Source organism: Planococcus maritimus, assembly GCF_001592825.1.
GTDB classification, from domain to species: domain Bacteria; phylum Bacillota; class Bacilli; order Bacillales_A; family Planococcaceae; genus Planococcus; species Planococcus maritimus_C.
This window is the reverse complement of record NZ_LTZG01000052.1, coordinates 1-18176: the sequence shown is the minus strand read 5'-3', so window position 1 is coordinate 18176 and position 18176 is coordinate 1. Positions and strand designations below refer to the sequence as shown.

The window sequence follows — 18176 nt, the reverse complement described above, 5'->3', positions numbered from 1 at the left end:
CCGATGAAAAAAACGATTGAACAGATAGCCACATGGCTGGACATCAAAACGAATTTAAAAGGGATTGAAGTGACTGGCGTGTCGATCAATACGCGGACGCTGAAGCCGGGCGATTTGTTCATTCCGTTCCGCGGCGAAAATGCCAATGGACATAAATATGTCCGCTATGCGATTGAAGCAGGGGCTGCCGCTGCGTTGTGGCAACGTGATGAGCCGGAACCGCCGTCTGACTTGCCGCTATTAATCGTCGATGATTGCGAGAAGGCATTGCAGGAAATGGCGCGCGCTTACCGCAATGAATTGAAAGCGACCGTCATTGGCATTACCGGCTCAAATGGCAAGACTTCAACGAAAGACTTGGTTGCGAGCGTTTTGAAACCATACTACAAAGTCCAGAAAACGCAGGGCAATTTTAACAACGAATTAGGATTGCCGTTAACGATCTTGTCCTTAGATGAAGACACGAAATACGTAGTTCTTGAGATGGGCATGAGCGGCTTTGGGCAGATTCAATTTCTGTCGGAGTTGGCGCGTCCTGATTATGCCGTCATTACTAACATCGGCGAAGCGCATATGCAGGACCTTGGATCAAGAGAAGGCATCGCCGAGGCGAAATTTGAAATCGTCGCCGGGCTCGAACAGCATGGCAAGCTTTTCTATGATGGCGATGAGCCCTTGTTATTGCCTTTTGTCGAAGATTTTACGCAAGCGGTATCGTTTGGCTTTGGCCCAGACAATGAATTGAGTGTGGGCGACATCCAAGCTACCGAAGATGGCAGCAGCTTTTTAGTCAATGGCATCATCGACGCGAAATTTTCTATACCGGTCCTTGGCGAACATCAAGTGAAAAACACGTTGTCAGCGATTTTAATCGCTCTCGAAGCCGGATTAACCGAAGAAGAAATTCGCCGGTCCTTAAAAAATGCGGCATTGACCGATATGCGGATGCAGCTGATTGCGGCCGATAATGGTGCAGTTTTTATCAACGATGCGTACAATGCGGCTCCGACTTCTGTAAAAGCGGCGCTGAACTTTATCCGTGAGACGACGATGAAAGAGTCCAAATGGGTCGTCCTTGGCGATATGCTCGAACTCGGCGAAAACGAACAGCAATTTCATGAAGAATTAGCAAGTTCAATCGGTCCAGAACTGGAAGGCGTCTGCTTGTACGGTCCGCGCATGAAATGGCTTTATGAGAAACTGTCGACTTCTTATGAAGGGAAATTATTGTGGAGCGAAGACGATTACGGGCCGATCATCGACTTATTGGCGAAGAACCTGAAGAAAGACACAGCCGTTCTCGTTAAAGGTTCGCGCGGCATGGCGCTTGAAAAAGTGATCGAACCATTCACAAGCCAATGAAAACCGGCGTCTTGTGCATCCATGGCTTTACCGGCGGGCCGTTTGAAGTCGAACCGTTTGCTGATTACTTAAGCGAGCAGACGGATTGGATTATCGAAATTCCAACCTTGCCGGGACACGGGGAAAAGCTCGAGCTCGGCGAACAAAGTGCTGAAGTGTGGATGATGGAAGCGGAGCTTGCGCTGAAGCGATTGAAAGCGAAAGCCGACCGCGTCATCATTGTCGGCTTCTCGATGGGCGGGCTGATTGCAATGTATTTATCGATGCGCTATAAAATCGATCGATTGGTCCTGTTGAGTGCGGCGGTGAAATACATCAGCCCTGTGCAAATCCGCGAAGAAGTGCGGGAAGCCGTACGCGACCTGGTCGGCAAGCGCATCAACCAAAATGCCTTGTACCATCTATATGAATACAAATTCCGCAACACCCCGATCCGCTCGACGATAGAATTCCTGCGTGTCGTCAAGACCGTCGAGCCGTATTATCGATTGATCGATGTGCCGGCTTTCATCGTCCAAGGCGAAAAAGACAGCGTCGTCCCGCCGTCTGCAGCACAGCATATTTACGATCACTTAGGCTCGGCGGAAAAGCATCTTTACCATTCGGCGACCGGCAAGCATTTGATCTGCTATAGCGATGATGCCGCTGAATGGTTCCCGAAAGCCCTGCAATTTATGTGCGGGGAACAGTAAACTGATAATTGGAACCTTTCCATATCAATTGCATGTCGATGGGAAGCATGATATTCTGTTTAGAGCAATGGATACATTTTTGAGACACTCTTCCTTCGTGAAGAGGTTTTTTTTGAGCATAAACGGTTTGTTCTACTTACTGGGGAAACCAACCCCGCTGTGCAGACCGCTCGGCAACGACCGAGCTTTTCCTGTTCACACATCCCCTCTGACTTAAAACTCCAGAGCATGATTTTCGACGTGAAAGTTCTTAATAAAGGCTCGACCTTGTCATAAATTCATCTAAAATGTGTACCATTTGTAAATAAGATGAAGACAAAAGGAGATTGAAAAAATTTGGTTAAATTTGCAGATCTAAACATCAGCGAAACAACATTGAAATCCGTAAGACGTATGGGCTTTGAGGAAGCGACACCTATCCAGGAAGGCACAATCCGCCTAGGCATGGAAGGCAAAGACATTATCGGGCAAGCACAAACAGGTACTGGTAAAACAACCGCTTTCGGTATTCCGTTGATCGAGAAAATCGACACACGTGACGGAAATGTGCAAGGTTTGGTCATTGCACCGACACGCGAATTGGCAATCCAAGTTTCTGAAGAGCTTTACAGACTAGGTAAAGATAAAAACGTGCGTATTTTGTCCGTATTCGGTGGCCAGGAAATTGGCCGTCAGATCCGAGCTTTGAAAAACCGCCCTCAAATCATCGTCGGCACACCTGGTCGTTTGCTTGACCATATCAACCGCCGCACGTTGAAGCTTGATAACGTCAATACGCTTGTGTTGGATGAAGCTGATGAAATGCTGAACATGGGCTTCATCGAAGACATTCAGTCAATCATGTCGAATGTCCCTGAAACCCGTCAGACGCTTCTGTTCTCTGCTACGATGCCGGACCCAATCCGCCGCATTGCAGAAAAATTCATGAAGACACCTGAAATTGTCAAAATCAAGTCGAAAGAAATGACTGTCGAAAACATCGAACAGTTTTTCGTAAAGTCCGTAGAACGCGAAAAATTCGACATCCTTTCCCGCTTGTTGAACGTTCACCAGCCGGAACTCGCAATCGTCTTCGGGCGCACGAAGCGCCGCGTTGATGAATTGGCACATGCATTAAACATTCGCGGCTACCTAGCTGAAGGAATTCACGGCGACCTTAGCCAGGCGAAGCGTATGTCGGTTTTGAAGCAATTTAAAGCAAACAAGATCGATATTCTTGTTGCGACTGACGTAGCAGCACGTGGACTTGATATCTCAGGCGTATCTCACGTCTACAACTTCGATATTCCACAAGACCCTGAAAGCTATGTTCACCGTATCGGCCGTACTGGCCGTGCCGGTAAAAAAGGTGTAGCTGTCACTTTCGTTACACCACGCGAAATGGGCTACTTGTCTATCGTTGAAAGAACAACGAAGAAAAAAATGGAAGCTTTAGTTCCTCCAACTGCTGATGAAGCGGTTATCGGACTTCAGCGCGTTGCTATGGAACAATTGGAAACAATGACTGAGAAAAACAACCTCGGCAGCTATCGTGAGCTTGCAACAGAAATGTTGGAAAAACACGATGCAGTTGATTTGATTGCAGCAGCGCTTAAAACGCTAACGAAAGACCCGGAAGATGCTCCAGTCCAAATTACTGAAGAACGCCCATTGCCATCACGTGGCGGTGGCGGATACAAAGGTAAAGGCGGCGGACGTTCATCCGGCGGCGGATACAAAGGCAAAGGCGGCGGACGCTCGTCTGGCGGTGGCTATAAAGGCCGTCGCGAGTCATCAAGCTCAAGCCGTCCTTCAGGCGGAGGGCGTCCAGGACGCACTCGCCGTCACGAATCATAAAACTCGATCAATAAGATTAAAAGGCGGAGAACCGGCAGCAATTGCCGATTCTCCGCCTTTTTTGTCGTTTCAGAATAAGGTACAATGAAATGAAACATTCCGGTTCATGAAACGTATAAGGAAGAGAGTACTCTTGATTGGAGATGACATAATGAACCATCAACCGAAAAACCGGATCTCCCGAAAGGGGCTGACTGTTTGGCGCCTCTACGGAATGATCGAAACCGTGGTCGTTGCCCTGTTATTGGCCGGTGTAGGCACTCTTACATATTTTTTTGACTGGCCAAATTGGATCTATGCAGCAGCAGGTGGTCTACTAGTACTGTTTGCTTTCCTGTTTATCTATCTATTCCCGAAGATCCGCTGGGAAAGATGGCGCTACGAAGTGCGAGATCAGGAAATTGAATTGCAGCACGGCTTGTTCATTGTCAAACGGACGCTCGTGCCAATGGTCCGCGTCCAGCACGTCGACACAGAACAAGGCCCGATCTTGCGGAAATACGATTTATCGGAGATTTCCATTTCGACTGCCGCAACTACCCATACCATTCCCGCATTGATTACGGAAGAGGCAGATGAATTGCGCTCCCGTATTTCGGTGCTCGCAAGGGTGGCGGAAGATGATGTCTGAGCCGCGCTATAAACTGCACCCGATTTCTGCACTCATCAATTTCTTAAAAGGCTTAAAAGAATTGATCTTGCCTTTCGTCATTATTTTTGGTGCGAACTTGTTCCGCGAAGATGGGATTTCCGGCATGTTCAACCAAGGCTGGCAGGGTTTATTGCCGCTGCTCGTCGGCGGGGTAGTGCTGGTATTCATGCTGATCGCCGGCATCATCAAATGGAAACGTTTTGTCTATTGGTTTGAAGATGGGGAATTGCGGATTGAATATGGGTTGTTCGTCAAAAAGAAACGGTATATTCCGTTCGAACGCATTCAAAGCTTAAATTATATAGAAGGCATTTTTCACCGGCCGCTTGGGCTTGTGAAAGTGAAGGTCGAAACGGCTGGTTCCGGGAAAGCCGGGCAGGCGGAAGCTGAACTGACTGCTATTTACCGCGCGGAAGCCGACCGTATCGAACAGGAAATGCACATGGCGAAACGGGGATATGCGGCACAAGCGGAGACGGCGGACGAAATGCTTTACGGGCCGGTCGAAGCGCAGCCGCTGCGCGAAGAAGTTGCGGATGAACCAGCGCGCGTATTGTACCGGATGAGCATGAAGGAATTATTGGTGCTCGCGACAACTTCCGGGGGGATCGGTGTCGTTATTTCTGGTGTCGCCTTATTCCTATCGCAGTTTTCTGAGCTGATTCCTTATGATGCGATCTATGAAGAAGTCATGCTGTTCATGCGCTTCGGTTATTTGGTCGTGGCCTTGACTGTCTTTGCGGGACTCTTGCTTGCCTGGGTCATTTCCGTGGCCATGACACTCATTGCTAATTATCAATTCACCATCCACGCAGATGAGGAACGAATTTATATTACACGGGGCTTATTGGAAAAGAAAAAAGTCTCTGTGCCATTTAATCGTGTGCAAGGCATTAAGATGACTCAAAACCCGCTGCGTCAATTATTCGGCTATGTTCATGTGACGGTCGAAAGCGCAGGAGGGACTTTGACTGATAAAGATGAAAAAATCCGTTTGTTCCCGCTCGTCAAGCAAGAAAAAATGAAGCCAGTCCTGGACGAATTATTCCCGGATTTTGACTGGTCCCCGGAATTGACGCGTTTGCCGAAAAGGAGCCGCCCGTTCTTCTACCGCTTGTCGATCGTCTGGTTCGTCCCGGCATTCGCGGCACTCGGTTATTTCTTCTACCCTTATGGCCTGTGGGCGCTTGCGGTCATTCCAGTCATCGTGGCAATGGGTTTATGGCAACACCGTACAGCCGGCTACGCCATCTCGGGCCGCCAATTAACGGCGCAATTCCGCGGCATTAGCTTGCACCGCTTTTACATGCTGAAAAAACGCATCCAAGTGGTTGCGGTAACGAGAACGATTTTCCAGCGCCGGCGAGATGTCGCTTCTGTCCATGCAACAATCAAGTCAGGCATGCTCGGAGCCACCGCGCTCGTCCCGAATCTGTCGCGGGAAGATGCTGAAGAAATCCTGGCTTGGTACGAGCCATCGCGGCAACGCCAGAAAGTGGATCATGAACAAACGAAAAACCCTCAACCGAATGAAATCGGCTGAGGGTTTTTTCGTACTGATTAGCGGCGGTTTTTGGCGCGCCAGCTAACGATGCGTTTTGGATGGAAATAACTGAGCCCGATCAAGAAACCGGTGATCATGCCAGCAATGTGCGCTGTGACATTGATGTTCGGTGTCACGAATGTCATGACTATGCTAATGACGATAATTGGGAGTATAATTTGTTTGAGCTGCGGCATTGCACGGCCGCCGTAATAAACGAGGGCACCGAATGCGCCGAAGATCCCGAAGATTGCGCCGCTTGCCCCGACATGTACATAATCGAGTGGTTGCAGGAAATAAGTGGCCGCCGATGCGAACAGGCCAGCCAACATATAAATCGTGATAAAACGTACTTTGCCGGTCAAGCGCTCAAGCTCTGGCCCGAAAAGGAACAGCGAGAACATATTGAACAGCAAGTGCATAAAACCGCCGTGCAGGAAGATGGGTGTCACGAAACGCCACCACTCGCCATTTGCGATATGGAAGTTCGACCCAACGCCGTAATAGTAAATGTATTCGCCGAGCGCTGGCAACCATGTCAGCAAGTGGATGAGGACATTTAACGCGATCAACGTGGATACGACCGGGTACATTCTTAAGTACTGTGAAAAACTTTCTCTTCTGATAAACAATAAGGTCACCTCAATTTCATAGCTTTATTATACCCGTTACCCATTTGCGAATGAAAGGAGAAACCTTTATGATAACAGGAATCGGTCTTGATATTGTCGAGTTGGAGAGAATCCGCAAGCTCGATGAAAGATCTTCTAAATTCCGCGAGCGTGTCCTGACTAAATCAGAACTTGCGGAATATCTTCTATTGAAAAAGAAACGCCAAACTGAATTTCTAGCAGGGCGCTTTGCGGCGAAAGAAGCGTTCGCTAAAGCTCGCGGCACCGGAATCGGCGCAGCATGCCCGTTTGCGGACATGGAAATTCGAAAAGACAAAAACGGCAAACCCGGCATGTTTTTCCGCGGTGCGGAATGCGGATTTGTGTCGATCACCCATTCAAAAGAATTTGCCGCCGCACAAGTTGTTTTGCAAACCGAATGAACAGGATGTGTAGACTATGGAAAATTACCGACCGACAAAGGCAGTCGTCAATTTAGAGGCAATCCGGAAAAATCTAACGGCTTTTCAGCAACGGGCTGGCCACGCTGAAGTAATTGCAGTGGTGAAAGCGGATGGCTACGGGCATGGGGCGGAGGAAATTGCTCGAGTTGCCATTGAATCCGGCGTCCGTCTGCTGGCGGTTGCCACACCAGACGAAGCAGTATCGCTGCGCCGCGCGGGAATTGACCAAGACATTCTTGTGATGGGGTCAGTGCCTGCTGCATTCGTCCCTGTTGCTCAGAAAGAAAATATTATCGTCACCGCCTTGTCGATTGAATGGATTGAGGCGGCGCAGGATGCGATTGAGCCGGGACCTTTGCTTCGTGTTCACTTAAAAGTTGATACGGGAATGGGGCGCCTTGGCATACAGCCGGAGGAAGCGGAAATGGCATATGCTAAACTGGAGTCAGGCCCATTTTCATTCGATGGCATCTTCACGCATTTTGCAGCAGCAGACGATGAAGATTCGACGCTTTTTAATCGCCAAGCCGAACGGATGAATGAGGTGTTGGAACAATTGCCAGACGGCGTGATGATTCACCTATCAAATAGCGCGGCAACACTGATGCACCCGTCTGTCGCTTGCGACGCTGTTCGGATCGGCATCTCGCTCTATGGCATCGCCCCGTCGCCTTATGTCGGAGAACATTCGCCAATTGCGTTAGAGCCAGCTTTAAGCCTAGAAACGGAAATCGTCCACATCAAGAAAGTGCAGCCAGGTACAACAATTAGCTACGGGGCGACTTACCGCAGCGAACAATCAGAATGGATCGCGACGCTCCCTGTCGGCTATGCAGACGGCATGCTGCGCGGATTGCAAGGGCAAGAAGTCCTTGTGCGCGGCGAGCGAGTGCCGATTGTTGGGCGCATTTGCATGGATCAATGCATGATTCGCTTGAACGAGCATGTTCCTGTTGGCGAACCGGTCCAATTAATTGGCCGTCAAGGAGACGGAGAAGTCTTAATGGATGAATGGGCCGAAAAGCTGGGCACAATCCCCTATGAGATCCCTTGTATTTTGACGAAGCGGGTACCGCGTATCTATGTGAATGGCACCAAAAATGCCGGATCACCTTTTCAGCCGAACGATACAATGGTAAGATGAAAAGGTAACTAGACAGAGATCGGGATTTTCGGAGGTGTCGGCTGTGTACGAGAAGTCAAAGACGAAAGAAGTGGTAGTTAAGTTGCCGAAGCAATTCATGTCGGAGCTTACTGCGCACTCAGGTGAATGCATTGAGGAGAACGGTGAATTCATCTATGTATCGACTCAACGAGTAACAAAAAATGTCTACGATTCATATCATATTCGGGAAGCGATGATCAAGGGCTATGTGGAAATGTCGCAGATCAACCTGTCAATTGCCTGCGAATGTTCGCACGCTGAGTACGAAGCGGAGCACACGACAGTGCAACTCGTAAGCGGAGGGTGACAACTTGATTGTAAAACGCGGGGATGTTTTTTTCGCAGAATTATCACCGGTCGTCGGGTCTGAGCAAGGCGGGACCCGTCCGGTTTTGGTGATACAAAACGATATCGGGAACCGATTTAGTCCGACAGTGATCATTGCGGCGATCACCGCCCAGATCCAAAAAGCCAAATTGCCGACACACGTAGAAATCAACGCCAAGAAATACGGCTTTGAGCGTGATTCTGTTATTTTGCTTGAACAATTGCGGACCATTGATAAATCGCGTTTGACTGATAAAATCACACAGCTGGACGATGCGTTAATGGAAAAGGTGGACGAAGCCTTAGAAATCAGTGTCGGACTTGTAAAGTTCTAGCATACATACTCCATGGAATGCCCCGAGATGGTCTGTCTCGGGGTATTTTCGTATAGAAAATCACCATTACGTTGGCACTTCATCAAAAAAGATGTGAAATGCGCCGTTTTCCGATACAATGAATAGACAAGTATGAAATTGTGGCTACGAGGGTCACCGGGAGGGTTTTACGACAAGATGAACAAACAAATGGCTACATATATACAAGAAAACATGACTGATATCATTGCTGATTGGCAACAGAAGATGAGAGATGAGAAAGACGAGCCCTCTTTTCAGGTAATGTCAGAGGAGATGGTGAACCAGACAAGCCGCGAATTTGCGGGGTTGATGACATCGAGTCTTCTGGAAAGCTACCAGATTTACGAAAACCGCTTGCGGGATTTCGCTGAGAAAGTAGTTCGTCTTGGCTGGTCCATTACCTTCATGACGAAAGCGATCGATCATTTCGCTGAAATCGTCTACGAAGGAATGCGTAAAGTGGGTACAATCCACCCGGATAATATGGACGGATTCATTCATGAATTCGCAAATTGGGCCCAACCGATTCGCAATAGCATGATTCACACATATTCCAAAGCCTGGGAGCGTACGGTGAGCTTGCAGAAGATAGCATTGCAGGAGCTGTCCGCTTCCTTGATCCCGGTCTTCGACAAAGTATCTGTCATGCCGCTCGTCGGGACGATTGACACTGAACGGGCGAAATTGATTATGGAAAACTTACTCGACGGCGTCGTCAAACACCGGGCAGAAGTGGTTTTGCTGGATATCACAGGCGTACCGGTCGTCGATACCATGGTCGCTCATCATATTATCCAAGCGGCAGATGCAGTCCGCCTGGTTGGGGCGAAATGCATGCTCGTCGGGATACGGCCGGAAATTGCCCAGACGATCGTCACGCTCGGTATCAATTTGAACGACTTTACGACAACGAGCACGCTTCAGCGAGGCGTAGAACAAGCATTGGCTTGGACAAACCGAAAAATTGTGGAGGTTGAAGAAGTATGAATGTGAGAATCCCAATTCTAAAACTAAGAGATACATTAATCGTTTCGATCCAATGGGAGTTAGATGACCAAACGGCATTGCAATTCCAGGAAGATCTTTTGACTAAATTGCACGAAACTAGCGCCCGTGGGGTGGTCATCGATTTGACGTCGATCGACTTTATTGATTCATTCATTGCCAAAGTACTGGGGGATGTCATTAGCATGTCCAGCCTGATGGGGGCAAGAGTGGTTATTACCGGTATCCAGCCGGCAGTTGCCATCACTTTGATCGAGCTCGGAATTCGACTTGAAGATGTTATGACGGCACTTGACCTAGAGAACGGCTTGGAGAAACTTCAATTGGAATTGGAGGCTTGAAGATGAGCGACCAATCCTCAGTGGAAATCTTAACAGAATGGGATATTGTAGCGGCACGCCAACTCGGGCGTAATGTCGCCAAGGAGCTCGGATTCGGCACCGTGGACCAAGCGCGAATCACGACGGCCATCAGCGAGCTCGCCCGCAATATTTATTTATACGCCGGTCAGGGCAGGATCGAAATCCAGCAACTGGCCGAAAACGGCATGAAAGGAATCCTGATCATCGCTGCTGATAGCGGCCCGGGGATCCCGGATGTCAGAAAAGTAATGGAAGACGGCTTTACGACATCAGGAGGACTGGGTGCAGGCTTACCGGGTGTCAAGCGGTTGATGGATGATTTCAAAATTGAAACAATCCAAGGTGAAGGGACAGATATACGGGCTACGAAGTGGCTCCGCTAGGGGGAACGCTAAATGCCTCAACACATTGAAGCGCAATATCAAGAGATTCTGAACGAATATGTAAAAAAGCAGACGGAGCAAAATTTGTACGTCGGCCAAAATTTCAGCAGACAACTAATTCTGGAGAATATTTCCCCGGAAGAAGTGATCAGCATGCACAAAGCAGCCATCGGGGAGCTCTATAGCGATCTCCCGGATGTTGTTTGGCATTCATTTGATTTCCTGATCGAAATGATGATCAATTATGGATTGGCATTGCAGGAACGCCAAAGTCTATTGAAACGCCAGGAAGAATTGAAAGTGGAGATGGACTTGGCAGCCAATGTGCAGGAAACTTTGCTCAAGACAAAATTGCCGTCTTTGGATGGCTTGGATATCGGTTTATTGTCGATCCCAGCCAAGAAGATGAACGGGGATTATATTTATTTCGTCAGCGATTACGATGGATACGCTGGGGTAGCTGTTGCCGATGTCATCGGAAAAGGCCTTCCGGCGGCTCTTTGCATGTCCATGATTAAATTCGGCATGGATAGCTTGAACAGCTCACACGCCTTGCCAAAAGACGTGCTTGGCGTCATCAACCGGATCGTGGAAAAAAGCGTCGATGACTCGATGTTTGTGTCAATGTTTTATGCGAATTACGATGCGGGAGCAGCGAGACTTACATATGGGTCGGCAGGACACGAGCCCGCAATCCTCTACCGCGCGGGTTCTGGGGAATTTAGCGAGCTAGAAGCAAAAGGTTTGCTGCTCGGCGTTTCACCGGCAGCGGTATACGAAGAGCATTCCGTTATTCTGGAAAAAGGCGATATGGTCATCATGATGACAGATGGAGTGACAGAAGGCCGGACAGAAGAAGGATTTATCGAACGGGATGTCATCTATAAATTGATCGAACAAAAGAAAACGGAGCCAGCACAGGCGATCGTTCAACACGTTTACGATGAACTGGAGCGGATGCAAAATGCAGAACTTCAGGATGACTTCACTTTAGTGGTTTATAAGAAGGGGTAATTCGAGGTTTAAAAGCATCAAATGGCGGGTAAGAAAGCTTAGAATGGCTTTTTTTCGGCTGAATTGAATCATACAAAACGGGGTGTCATATAGAGATGAATATTCAAGTTAATTTGACAGAAAATGACAATAAATTAAAAGGCGATATTCACGGGGAAATCGATGCACATACAGCACCGGTGCTACGTGAAAAATTAGAAGCATATCAAGCAAAAGAAGGCTTGAATGCCGAACTGGATTTATCAGGAGTGGATTATATGGATAGTACAGGATTAGGCGTTTTTGTCGCTTTCTATAAATCCATTAATGCAAAAGGCGGGCATTTGAAACTGACTGGCCTATCCAGCCGCTTGAAGCGCCTCTTTGATATCACAGGTTTGGGCGATATCATGGATATTGAAGCTGCAGTCGGGAAGGGTGGTAATTAATCATGCGTCCTTTCGATTATGTAGAAATGCGTGTTCCGGCCAAATCTCAATACGTAGGTGTTGCCCGTCTGACGATTTCGGGTCTCGCAAGCCGTATCGGGTTTTCATTTGACGATATCGAGGATTTAAAAATTGCCTCAAGTGAAGCAGTAACTAACGCTGTCCAGCACGCTTATTCTGAAGGTGAAGAAGGCGAAGTGGTCATTGGTTGTGCGCTGTATGAAGATAAAATTGAAATTATGGTAGCCGACCACGGCCAAAGCTTCGATTTTGAAGAAACCAAGGCAAAAGTGGGACCATATCACGACCAGGAAGAAGGAGCGTTCCTGCGCGAAGGAGGTCTCGGCCTGTATTTGATCGAAACGCTTATGGATGAAGTGAAAGTGCATCACCAGGAAGGCGTTACTGTCTTTATGACCAAGCATGTTGAAGGGGAGCGGGTGGAAGAGGATGTCGAAACAATCTCATCCTAATCAGCCAACGAAAGAACAGGTACTGGAATGGATTGAAGCTTACCAAAAAACCGAGGACGAGGAAGCGCAAACGAACCTGGTCCTCAATTATCGCCGCTTGGTAGAATCGATTGCCCGCAAGTATTCTAACGGGAAATCCTATCATGAAGACATCGCACAAGTCGGGATGCTCGGCTTGCTCGGCGCGATTCGGCGTTATGACCCATCTTATGGCCGCAGCTTTGAAGCTTTCGCAGTGCCGACCATTATTGGCGAAATCAAGCGCTTTTTGCGTGATAAAACATGGGCTATCCATGTGCCGCGCCGCATTAAAGAGTTGGGGCCGCGCATTAAAGCGACTGTGGAAGTGCTGACAACAGAGCTCCAGCGATCGCCGCAAGTATGGGAAATCGCTGAATACCTGGATGTTGAAGAAGACGACATTTTAGAAGCGATGGAGATGGGTAAAAGCTATCAAGCACTTTCCATGGACCATTCACTCGAGGCGGATTCGGACGGCAGTACAGTTACCTTGTTTGACGTAGTCGGCCAAGACGATGATGGATACGAAAAAGCGGATCAGCGTATGCTCGTGGCGGAAGCGATGAATGTCCTTTCTGATCGGGAAAAGCAGATCATCCAATACACCTACATAGAGCAGCTGAGCCAAAAAGAAGCAGGCGACCGTTTGGGAATTTCCCAGATGCATGTGTCGCGCCTTCAACGAAAAGCGATTAAAAAGCTTCAAGAAGCCATTTTGGCTGCTGGCGGGGTTTCCTAGTGGAAGAAATTCGCCATGAAAATGTGGAAGCCTATGCCTACAACGCAGCAAAAAAAGGAAATTATGAATCCGGTGACAGTTATTACACTGTATTAACGGATGAATACTTTATTTGCTCCGTAGCCGATGGTTTGGGAAGTGGGCCTGTTGCGCGCGAATCGTCACAGGTCATCCCGCAAATCTTGAAAGAGTATCATCATGAGACAATTGATCAATTGATGAATCGCTTTAATGGTTTGATGATGCAAAAACGTGGAGCAGCCGTCGCTATTTTTAAAGTGGATTTCAAAAAACGCACATTGGAATACAGTTGCGTTGGCAATATCCGTTTCTATCTATATAGAAGAGGGACCGATGAAGTGATTTATCCATTACCTGTCATGGGCTACCTATCTGGCAGGCCGCAAAAGCTGAAAACTCAGCTATACACGTATTTGGAGAACGACTTGTTTCTCATTCACTCAGATGGTGTGGATTTGCGTAATCCGAAAGCCATGATGAGACGAGCGGGTGCGCCTAAGCGCTTGTACGAAGATATTTTGGCGTCCATTCAAACTGGCGACGATGCAACATTAATTTCAGGAAGCCTTCTCCATTAAGGAGAGGCTTCTTTTTTATGGGGAAATAGAGAGGGAGCTTATTTCTCCCGCCAACCACCGCCGTGTTAAAATAAAGAAGCAGAAAGGAAGTGCATGAAATGGACACTCAGCAATTACACGCATTAATCGCCAAGGAGGCCGGCGTGAAACCCAACCAAGCAAAACAGGTTATTGAGCTGCTTGAAGGTGGCAACACGGTGCCTTTTATCGCCCGTTATCGAAAAGAAGCAACCGGTTCGTTGGATGAAGTTCAAATAAAAGCAGTAGAAGATCGATATACATACATCCAGAATTTGGAACAAAGAAAAACTGATGTGCTTCGTTCGATCGAAGAACAGGAACAATTGACGCCAGAACTCGAAAAAGCCATCAAAGGGGCCACTGTGCTGCAAAGAGTAGAAGACCTGTACCGTCCTTATAAGCAAAAACGTCGCACAAAAGCGATTATCGCAAAAGAAAAGGGTTTGCAGGAACTAGCAGATTGGCTTTTAACACCAGGAAAAGAACAGCTGTCCAGTGTTGTGCAACAGTACCTCGACCATGAAAAAGGCGTGGAAACAGCAGAAGAAGCCATCGCGGGAGCGCAAGATATCTTGGCTGAGCTATTTGCAGACGACGCCGATATCCGAGAAAAAGCACGGTGCATGACTCGTGACACCGGCATGCTGGAGACTGCAGCCAAAAAAGGGCATGAAGACGAAAAGCAAGTTTTCCAAATGTATTATGAATACAGTGAAGCCATCAAAAAAATCGTTCCACACCGCATTTTAGCCATCAATCGTGGCGAAAAAGAAGGGGTATTGAAAGTAGCTGTTGCGCCTCCTATCGACCGGATCATCCGCTTGATGAAAGATAAATGGTTGAAAACCGGGAATTCTGCCGCGAAAGAAGTGGAAGCAGCCATTGAAGACAGCTATAAACGCCTGATTCAGCCATCGATTGAACGTGAAATCCGTACCGAACTAAGTGAAAAAGGTGAAACACAGGCCATCCACATTTTTTCGGAAAACCTGCGTAATCTTTTACTGCAACCTCCAATGAAAGACAAAATGGTACTCGGCGTTGACCCAGCGTACCGTACAGGCTGTAAGCTCGCAGTGATCGACGAAACAGGGAAATTATTGGAAGTGGCGGTTATTTATCCGCATCCTCCTAAATCCGACCAACAAGGCGCGAAAAAAACCTTGAAACGTCTTGTCGATGCATATCCAATTGAAATTATGGCGATAGGAAATGGCACCGCCTCCCGTGAAACCGAACAGTTTGTGGCGGATTTCATTGGGGAAACGGCGAACAAAGCTTCATACGTCATTGTCAACGAAGCGGGTGCGAGTGTGTATTCGGCTTCAGAAATTGCCCGTGCAGAGTTTCCGGACTTACAAGTCGAAGAGCGCAGTGCAGCGTCCATCGCGCGCCGCCTCCAAGACCCGCTTTCAGAACTCGTGAAGATCGACCCGAAAGCAGTAGGCGTCGGTCAATACCAACACGACGTCTCGCAAAAAAAATTGGCTGACCAATTGACCTTCGTTGTTGAGACGGCGGTCAACCAAGTCGGCGTGAACGTTAACTCGGCTTCAGCTTCGTTGCTGCAATACGTCGCCGGCCTCAGCAAGACAGTTGCAGAAAACATAATCAAAGCGAGAGATGACAACGGGCGCTTTGTCTCCCGTGTTCAGTTGAAAAAAATTCCGCGTCTCGGCGCCAAAACGTACGAACAAGCCATTGGATTTCTGCGCATAACAGAAGGGAAGAATCCACTGGACGCTACCGGCATTCATCCAGAAAGTTATGAAACAGCTGAAAGAATTCTTCAGCGGATCGATGCCGATAAAAAAATGATCGGCCGTCCAGAAATAATCGCCAAGCTCGACAGTTTAGCTATAGAGTCGATGAGCACAGAGTGGGGAATTGGCATAGTGACACTTAAGGATATTGTCGACGCACTGAAAAAACCATTCCGCGATCCCCGGGATGAGTTCCCTCAGCCGCTCCTGAAAAGCGATGTCTTAAAGATGGAGGACTTGGCTCCAGGAATGGAAGTGCAAGGGACCGTACGCAACGTCGTCGATTTCGGAGCTTTCGTTGACATCGGCGTGAAACAAGATGGCCTCGTTCATATTTCGAAATTGAGAAAAGGATTTGTGAAACATCCGCTTGATGTCGTAGCGGTTGGAGACATTGTTACCGTGTGGGTTGATCAAGTTGAAAAACAAAAAGGGCGGATTGCGTTGACGATGTTGCCGCCAAAAGAGCAACAGCCGGATCTCCAGGAGAAATAAAATGACAAACGAAGAGCTGACCAAGCTAATTGCAAAAATTTCGCGTGACGTCTTTGGTAAAGCATTTCGCCATCAAGGTATATTCAATAGCCGTCTGCGCACAACTGGCGGACGTTACCTATTGAGTTCGCACAATATTGAAATCAACCCGGCTTCCTACAACAAGTTTGGCTACGATGAACTCATTGGAATTATTAAGCATGAACTTTGCCATTACCATCTTCATCTTGAAGGAAAAGGCTACAAGCATCGGGATAAAGATTTTCGCAAGTTGTTGCAAGAGACAGGATCTCCGCGGTTTTGTTCTCTCCTGACAGAAAAGCGCCGACAGACAAATGGCTTCTATCTATATGAATGCATTTCCTGTAAATCACAATTCCCGAGAAAGATTCGGATGAACACTGCCAAGTATAGGTGCGGACGCTGCAGCGGAAAGTTGCGGACGCTGCAGCGGAAAGTTGCGGATGAAAAGAGAAAAGAATCTATAAACAAGAGCCGCTTTTAAAGCGGCTCTTGTTTTAATTTTTGATGACTTGCAGAAAGAGAGCGAAGTTCCTGGCGAGGGCAAACAAAGATGAGGGAGACGTTTAGTAGAACGGGAGCGCAGCGAACAAGATCGAGCGGCAGCCCGATTAAAAGCGAATGCGCATGAATTTTCGACAGGTGAAATTCGTTGAGGGAAGCGAGCTGGGTCTTCGCTAAACACTTCAAAAGCAAAGCTTTTTAACGCATGGATTTCTAGATAAAAGCCTGAGTAAAAACTAAAATATAAAATGATGAAGAAAAGTGTTGACGATTCCTGTTAGGCTCTTTATAATAGAAAAAGTCGACAAGTACTTAAACATTATTCCGAAGTAGCTCAGTGGTAGAGCACCGCACTGTTAATGCGATGGTCGTAGGTTCGAATCCTACCTTCGGAGCCATTTATTTGGCCCCTTGGTCAAGCGGTTAAGACACCGCCCTTTCACGGCGGTAACACGGGTTCGAATCCCGTAGGGGTCACCATACATATATTGAATTACTTTTTCTGTATAATACTTGTGTGCTGTACAATTGAAAATTTTATTATTGTCGCGGGGTGGAGCAGTTCGGTAGCTCGTTGGGCTCATAACCCAAAGGTCGCAGGTTCAAATCCTGCCCCCGCAACCAAATGGTCCCGTGGTGTAGCGGTTAACATGCCTGCCTGTCACGCAGGAGATCGCCGGTTCGATCCCGGTCGGGACCGCCATTTTTTAATGGGGTATAGCCAAGCGGTAAGGCAACGGGTTTTGATCCCGTCATGCCCTGGTTCGAATCCAGGTACCCCAGCCAATTTCAGGGTGGCCGAAACGAACTTTTAAGTTTTCATTGACAAATACAGAGAGAAGTTGTACGATATAACTTGTCTCGAAAAATATTTGCGGTCGTGGCGGAATGGCAGACGCGCTAGGTTGAGGGCCTAGTGGGAGAAATCCCGTGGAAGTTCGACTCTTCTCGGCCGCACCATACATATTCAATTATTTGCGCCCGTAGCTCAATTGGATAGAGTACTTGACTACGAATCAAGCGGTTAGAGGTTCGAGTCCTCTCGGGCGCGCCATTTATCTTCTATATAATATGCGGGTGTAGTTTAGTGGTAAAACCTCAGCCTTCCAAGCTGATGATGAGGGTTCGATTCCCTTCACCCGCTCCATCATTATTTTGAACCTTGAAAACTGAACAGCAAAACGTCAATAATACAGTCGCGAGCGATCGCGGCACAACTTACTGATCAGCTTCGGCAGATCAAGCGAATCGCGCGTCTTTCGAGACGGCGATACGCCAGCAGTATTGAGCAATCAACTACTCTATAATGGAGAGTTTGATCCTGGCTCAGGACGAACGCT

Annotated in this window: 20 protein-coding genes and 8 tRNA genes; 27 read left to right on the top strand and 1 reads right to left on the bottom strand. The window is 47.9% G+C overall.

Annotated elements, in window-relative coordinates; genetic code table 11:
- Nucleotides 1–3: 3 nt before the first annotated feature.
- From AY633_RS14865 to AY633_RS14845, 5 genes are all read left to right on the top strand, one after another.
- Nucleotides 4–1362: a UDP-N-acetylmuramoyl-tripeptide--D-alanyl-D-alanine ligase gene (locus AY633_RS14865; protein ID WP_068488991.1), complete on the top strand. Its 1359-nt coding sequence runs from the start codon at nt 4–6 to the stop codon at nt 1360–1362.
- Nucleotides 1359–2054, top strand: a complete 696-nt coding sequence (locus tag AY633_RS14860) for an alpha/beta hydrolase (protein ID WP_068488990.1) — start codon at nt 1359–1361, stop codon at nt 2052–2054. The genes AY633_RS14865 and AY633_RS14860 overlap by 4 nt, the downstream gene beginning before the upstream one ends.
- A gap of 336 nt (nt 2055–2390) precedes the next feature.
- Complete coding sequence (locus AY633_RS14855; protein WP_141705942.1) at nt 2391–3890, top strand: DEAD/DEAH box helicase; 1500 nt, start codon at nt 2391–2393, stop codon at nt 3888–3890.
- A gap of 151 nt (nt 3891–4041) precedes the next feature.
- Nucleotides 4042–4521, top strand: coding sequence for a PH domain-containing protein (locus AY633_RS14850; RefSeq protein ID WP_068488989.1), 480 nt, complete (start codon nt 4042–4044; stop codon nt 4519–4521).
- Nucleotides 4514–6085, top strand: coding sequence for a PH domain-containing protein (locus tag AY633_RS14845; RefSeq protein ID WP_068489056.1), 1572 nt, complete (start codon nt 4514–4516; stop codon nt 6083–6085). The genes AY633_RS14850 and AY633_RS14845 overlap by 8 nt, the downstream gene beginning before the upstream one ends.
- Before the next feature lie 17 nt (nt 6086–6102).
- Here the strand turns inward: AY633_RS14845 and AY633_RS14840 are convergent, their stop codons facing one another.
- Nucleotides 6103–6717: a rhomboid family intramembrane serine protease gene (locus AY633_RS14840; RefSeq protein ID WP_068488988.1), complete on the bottom strand. Its 615-nt coding sequence runs from the start codon at nt 6715–6717 to the stop codon at nt 6103–6105.
- Between the two features lie 68 nt (nt 6718–6785).
- Here AY633_RS14840 and acpS point away from each other — a divergent pair, with 68 nt between their 5' ends.
- From acpS to AY633_RS14730, 22 genes are all read left to right on the top strand, one after another.
- Complete coding sequence (gene acpS, locus AY633_RS14835) at nt 6786–7139, top strand: holo-ACP synthase (RefSeq protein WP_068488987.1); 354 nt, start codon at nt 6786–6788, stop codon at nt 7137–7139.
- Between the two features lie 16 nt (nt 7140–7155).
- Nucleotides 7156–8304, top strand: a complete 1149-nt coding sequence (gene alr / locus AY633_RS14830) for an alanine racemase (RefSeq protein ID WP_068488986.1) — start codon at nt 7156–7158, stop codon at nt 8302–8304.
- Between the two features lie 43 nt (nt 8305–8347).
- Complete coding sequence (locus AY633_RS14825) at nt 8348–8632, top strand: transcriptional regulator (protein WP_068488985.1); 285 nt, start codon at nt 8348–8350, stop codon at nt 8630–8632.
- 4 nt (nt 8633–8636) lie between these two features.
- Nucleotides 8637–8987: a type II toxin-antitoxin system PemK/MazF family toxin gene (locus AY633_RS14820; protein WP_058381776.1), complete on the top strand. Its 351-nt coding sequence runs from the start codon at nt 8637–8639 to the stop codon at nt 8985–8987.
- Between the two features lie 177 nt (nt 8988–9164).
- Nucleotides 9165–9995 carry an RsbT co-antagonist protein RsbRA gene (locus AY633_RS14815; protein WP_068488984.1) on the top strand — a complete coding sequence of 277 codons (831 nt, stop codon included), beginning with the start codon at nt 9165–9167 and terminating at the stop codon, nt 9993–9995.
- On the top strand, nt 9992–10354 hold the full coding sequence (locus AY633_RS14810; RefSeq protein ID WP_068460422.1) for an STAS domain-containing protein: 363 nt from the start codon (nt 9992–9994) through the stop codon (nt 10352–10354). The genes AY633_RS14815 and AY633_RS14810 overlap by 4 nt, the downstream gene beginning before the upstream one ends.
- 2 nt (nt 10355–10356) lie before the next feature.
- Complete coding sequence (locus AY633_RS14805) at nt 10357–10758, top strand: anti-sigma regulatory factor (protein WP_068460424.1); 402 nt, start codon at nt 10357–10359, stop codon at nt 10756–10758.
- Between the two features lie 12 nt (nt 10759–10770).
- Nucleotides 10771–11772, top strand: a complete 1002-nt coding sequence (locus AY633_RS14800; protein ID WP_068488983.1) for a PP2C family protein-serine/threonine phosphatase — start codon at nt 10771–10773, stop codon at nt 11770–11772.
- A 95-nt stretch (nt 11773–11867) separates the two neighbouring features.
- Nucleotides 11868–12200, top strand: coding sequence for an anti-sigma factor antagonist (locus tag AY633_RS14795; protein WP_068488982.1), 333 nt, complete (start codon nt 11868–11870; stop codon nt 12198–12200).
- A gap of 2 nt (nt 12201–12202) precedes the next feature.
- On the top strand, nt 12203–12673 hold the full coding sequence (rsbW, locus tag AY633_RS14790) for an anti-sigma B factor RsbW (RefSeq protein ID WP_068460431.1): 471 nt from the start codon (nt 12203–12205) through the stop codon (nt 12671–12673).
- Nucleotides 12651–13433: an RNA polymerase sigma factor SigB gene (gene sigB / locus AY633_RS14785; protein WP_068488981.1), complete on the top strand. Its 783-nt coding sequence runs from the start codon at nt 12651–12653 to the stop codon at nt 13431–13433. Before rsbW ends, sigB begins: the two co-directional genes overlap by 23 nt.
- Nucleotides 13433–14032 carry a PP2C family serine/threonine-protein phosphatase gene (locus tag AY633_RS14780; protein ID WP_068488980.1) on the top strand — a complete coding sequence of 200 codons (600 nt, stop codon included), beginning with the start codon at nt 13433–13435 and terminating at the stop codon, nt 14030–14032. The genes sigB and AY633_RS14780 overlap by 1 nt, the downstream gene beginning before the upstream one ends.
- A gap of 98 nt (nt 14033–14130) precedes the next feature.
- Nucleotides 14131–16311: a Tex family protein gene (locus AY633_RS14775; protein ID WP_068488979.1), complete on the top strand. Its 2181-nt coding sequence runs from the start codon at nt 14131–14133 to the stop codon at nt 16309–16311.
- A gap of 1 nt (nt 16312) precedes the next feature.
- Nucleotides 16313–16816: a SprT family protein gene (locus AY633_RS14770; RefSeq protein WP_068488978.1), complete on the top strand. Its 504-nt coding sequence runs from the start codon at nt 16313–16315 to the stop codon at nt 16814–16816.
- 343 nt (nt 16817–17159) lie between these two features.
- A tRNA-Asn gene (locus AY633_RS14765) sits at nt 17160–17234 on the top strand.
- Nucleotides 17235–17241: 7 nt separating this feature from the next.
- Nucleotides 17242–17316 (top strand) — tRNA-Glu (locus AY633_RS14760).
- Nucleotides 17317–17383: 67 nt separating this feature from the next.
- Nucleotides 17384–17460, top strand: a tRNA-Met gene (locus AY633_RS14755).
- 3 nt (nt 17461–17463) lie between these two features.
- Nucleotides 17464–17539: transfer RNA gene (locus AY633_RS14750), tRNA-Asp, on the top strand.
- An 8-nt stretch (nt 17540–17547) separates the two neighbouring features.
- Nucleotides 17548–17622: transfer RNA gene (locus AY633_RS14745), tRNA-Gln, on the top strand.
- An 88-nt stretch (nt 17623–17710) separates the two neighbouring features.
- A tRNA-Leu gene (locus tag AY633_RS14740) sits at nt 17711–17796 on the top strand.
- 17 nt (nt 17797–17813) lie between these two features.
- A tRNA-Arg gene (locus AY633_RS14735) sits at nt 17814–17890 on the top strand.
- 19 nt (nt 17891–17909) lie between these two features.
- Nucleotides 17910–17983, top strand: a tRNA-Gly gene (locus AY633_RS14730).
- Nucleotides 17984–18176 lie beyond the last annotated feature (193 nt).

Coding starts and splice junctions, on each gene's coding strand:
- AY633_RS14795 (WP_068488982.1), top strand. CDS start 11,868: ATGAATATTCAAGTTAATTTGACAGAAAATGACAATAAATTAAAAGGC.
- AY633_RS14815 (WP_068488984.1), top strand. CDS start 9,165: ATGAACAAACAAATGGCTACATATATACAAGAAAACATGACTGATATC.
- AY633_RS14770 (WP_068488978.1), top strand. CDS start 16,313: ATGACAAACGAAGAGCTGACCAAGCTAATTGCAAAAATTTCGCGTGAC.
- AY633_RS14865 (WP_068488991.1), top strand. CDS start 4: ATGAAAAAAACGATTGAACAGATAGCCACATGGCTGGACATCAAAACG.
- AY633_RS14805 (WP_068460424.1), top strand. CDS start 10,357: ATGAGCGACCAATCCTCAGTGGAAATCTTAACAGAATGGGATATTGTA.
- AY633_RS14860 (WP_068488990.1), top strand. CDS start 1,359: ATGAAAACCGGCGTCTTGTGCATCCATGGCTTTACCGGCGGGCCGTTT.
- rsbW (WP_068460431.1), top strand. CDS start 12,203: ATGCGTCCTTTCGATTATGTAGAAATGCGTGTTCCGGCCAAATCTCAA.
- AY633_RS14775 (WP_068488979.1), top strand. CDS start 14,131: ATGGACACTCAGCAATTACACGCATTAATCGCCAAGGAGGCCGGCGTG.
- AY633_RS14850 (WP_068488989.1), top strand. CDS start 4,042: ATGAACCATCAACCGAAAAACCGGATCTCCCGAAAGGGGCTGACTGTT.
- acpS (WP_068488987.1), top strand. CDS start 6,786: ATGATAACAGGAATCGGTCTTGATATTGTCGAGTTGGAGAGAATCCGC.
- AY633_RS14800 (WP_068488983.1), top strand. CDS start 10,771: ATGCCTCAACACATTGAAGCGCAATATCAAGAGATTCTGAACGAATAT.
- AY633_RS14845 (WP_068489056.1), top strand. CDS start 4,514: ATGTCTGAGCCGCGCTATAAACTGCACCCGATTTCTGCACTCATCAAT.
- sigB (WP_068488981.1), top strand. CDS start 12,651: ATGTCGAAACAATCTCATCCTAATCAGCCAACGAAAGAACAGGTACTG.
- AY633_RS14810 (WP_068460422.1), top strand. CDS start 9,992: ATGAATGTGAGAATCCCAATTCTAAAACTAAGAGATACATTAATCGTT.
- alr (WP_068488986.1), top strand. CDS start 7,156: ATGGAAAATTACCGACCGACAAAGGCAGTCGTCAATTTAGAGGCAATC.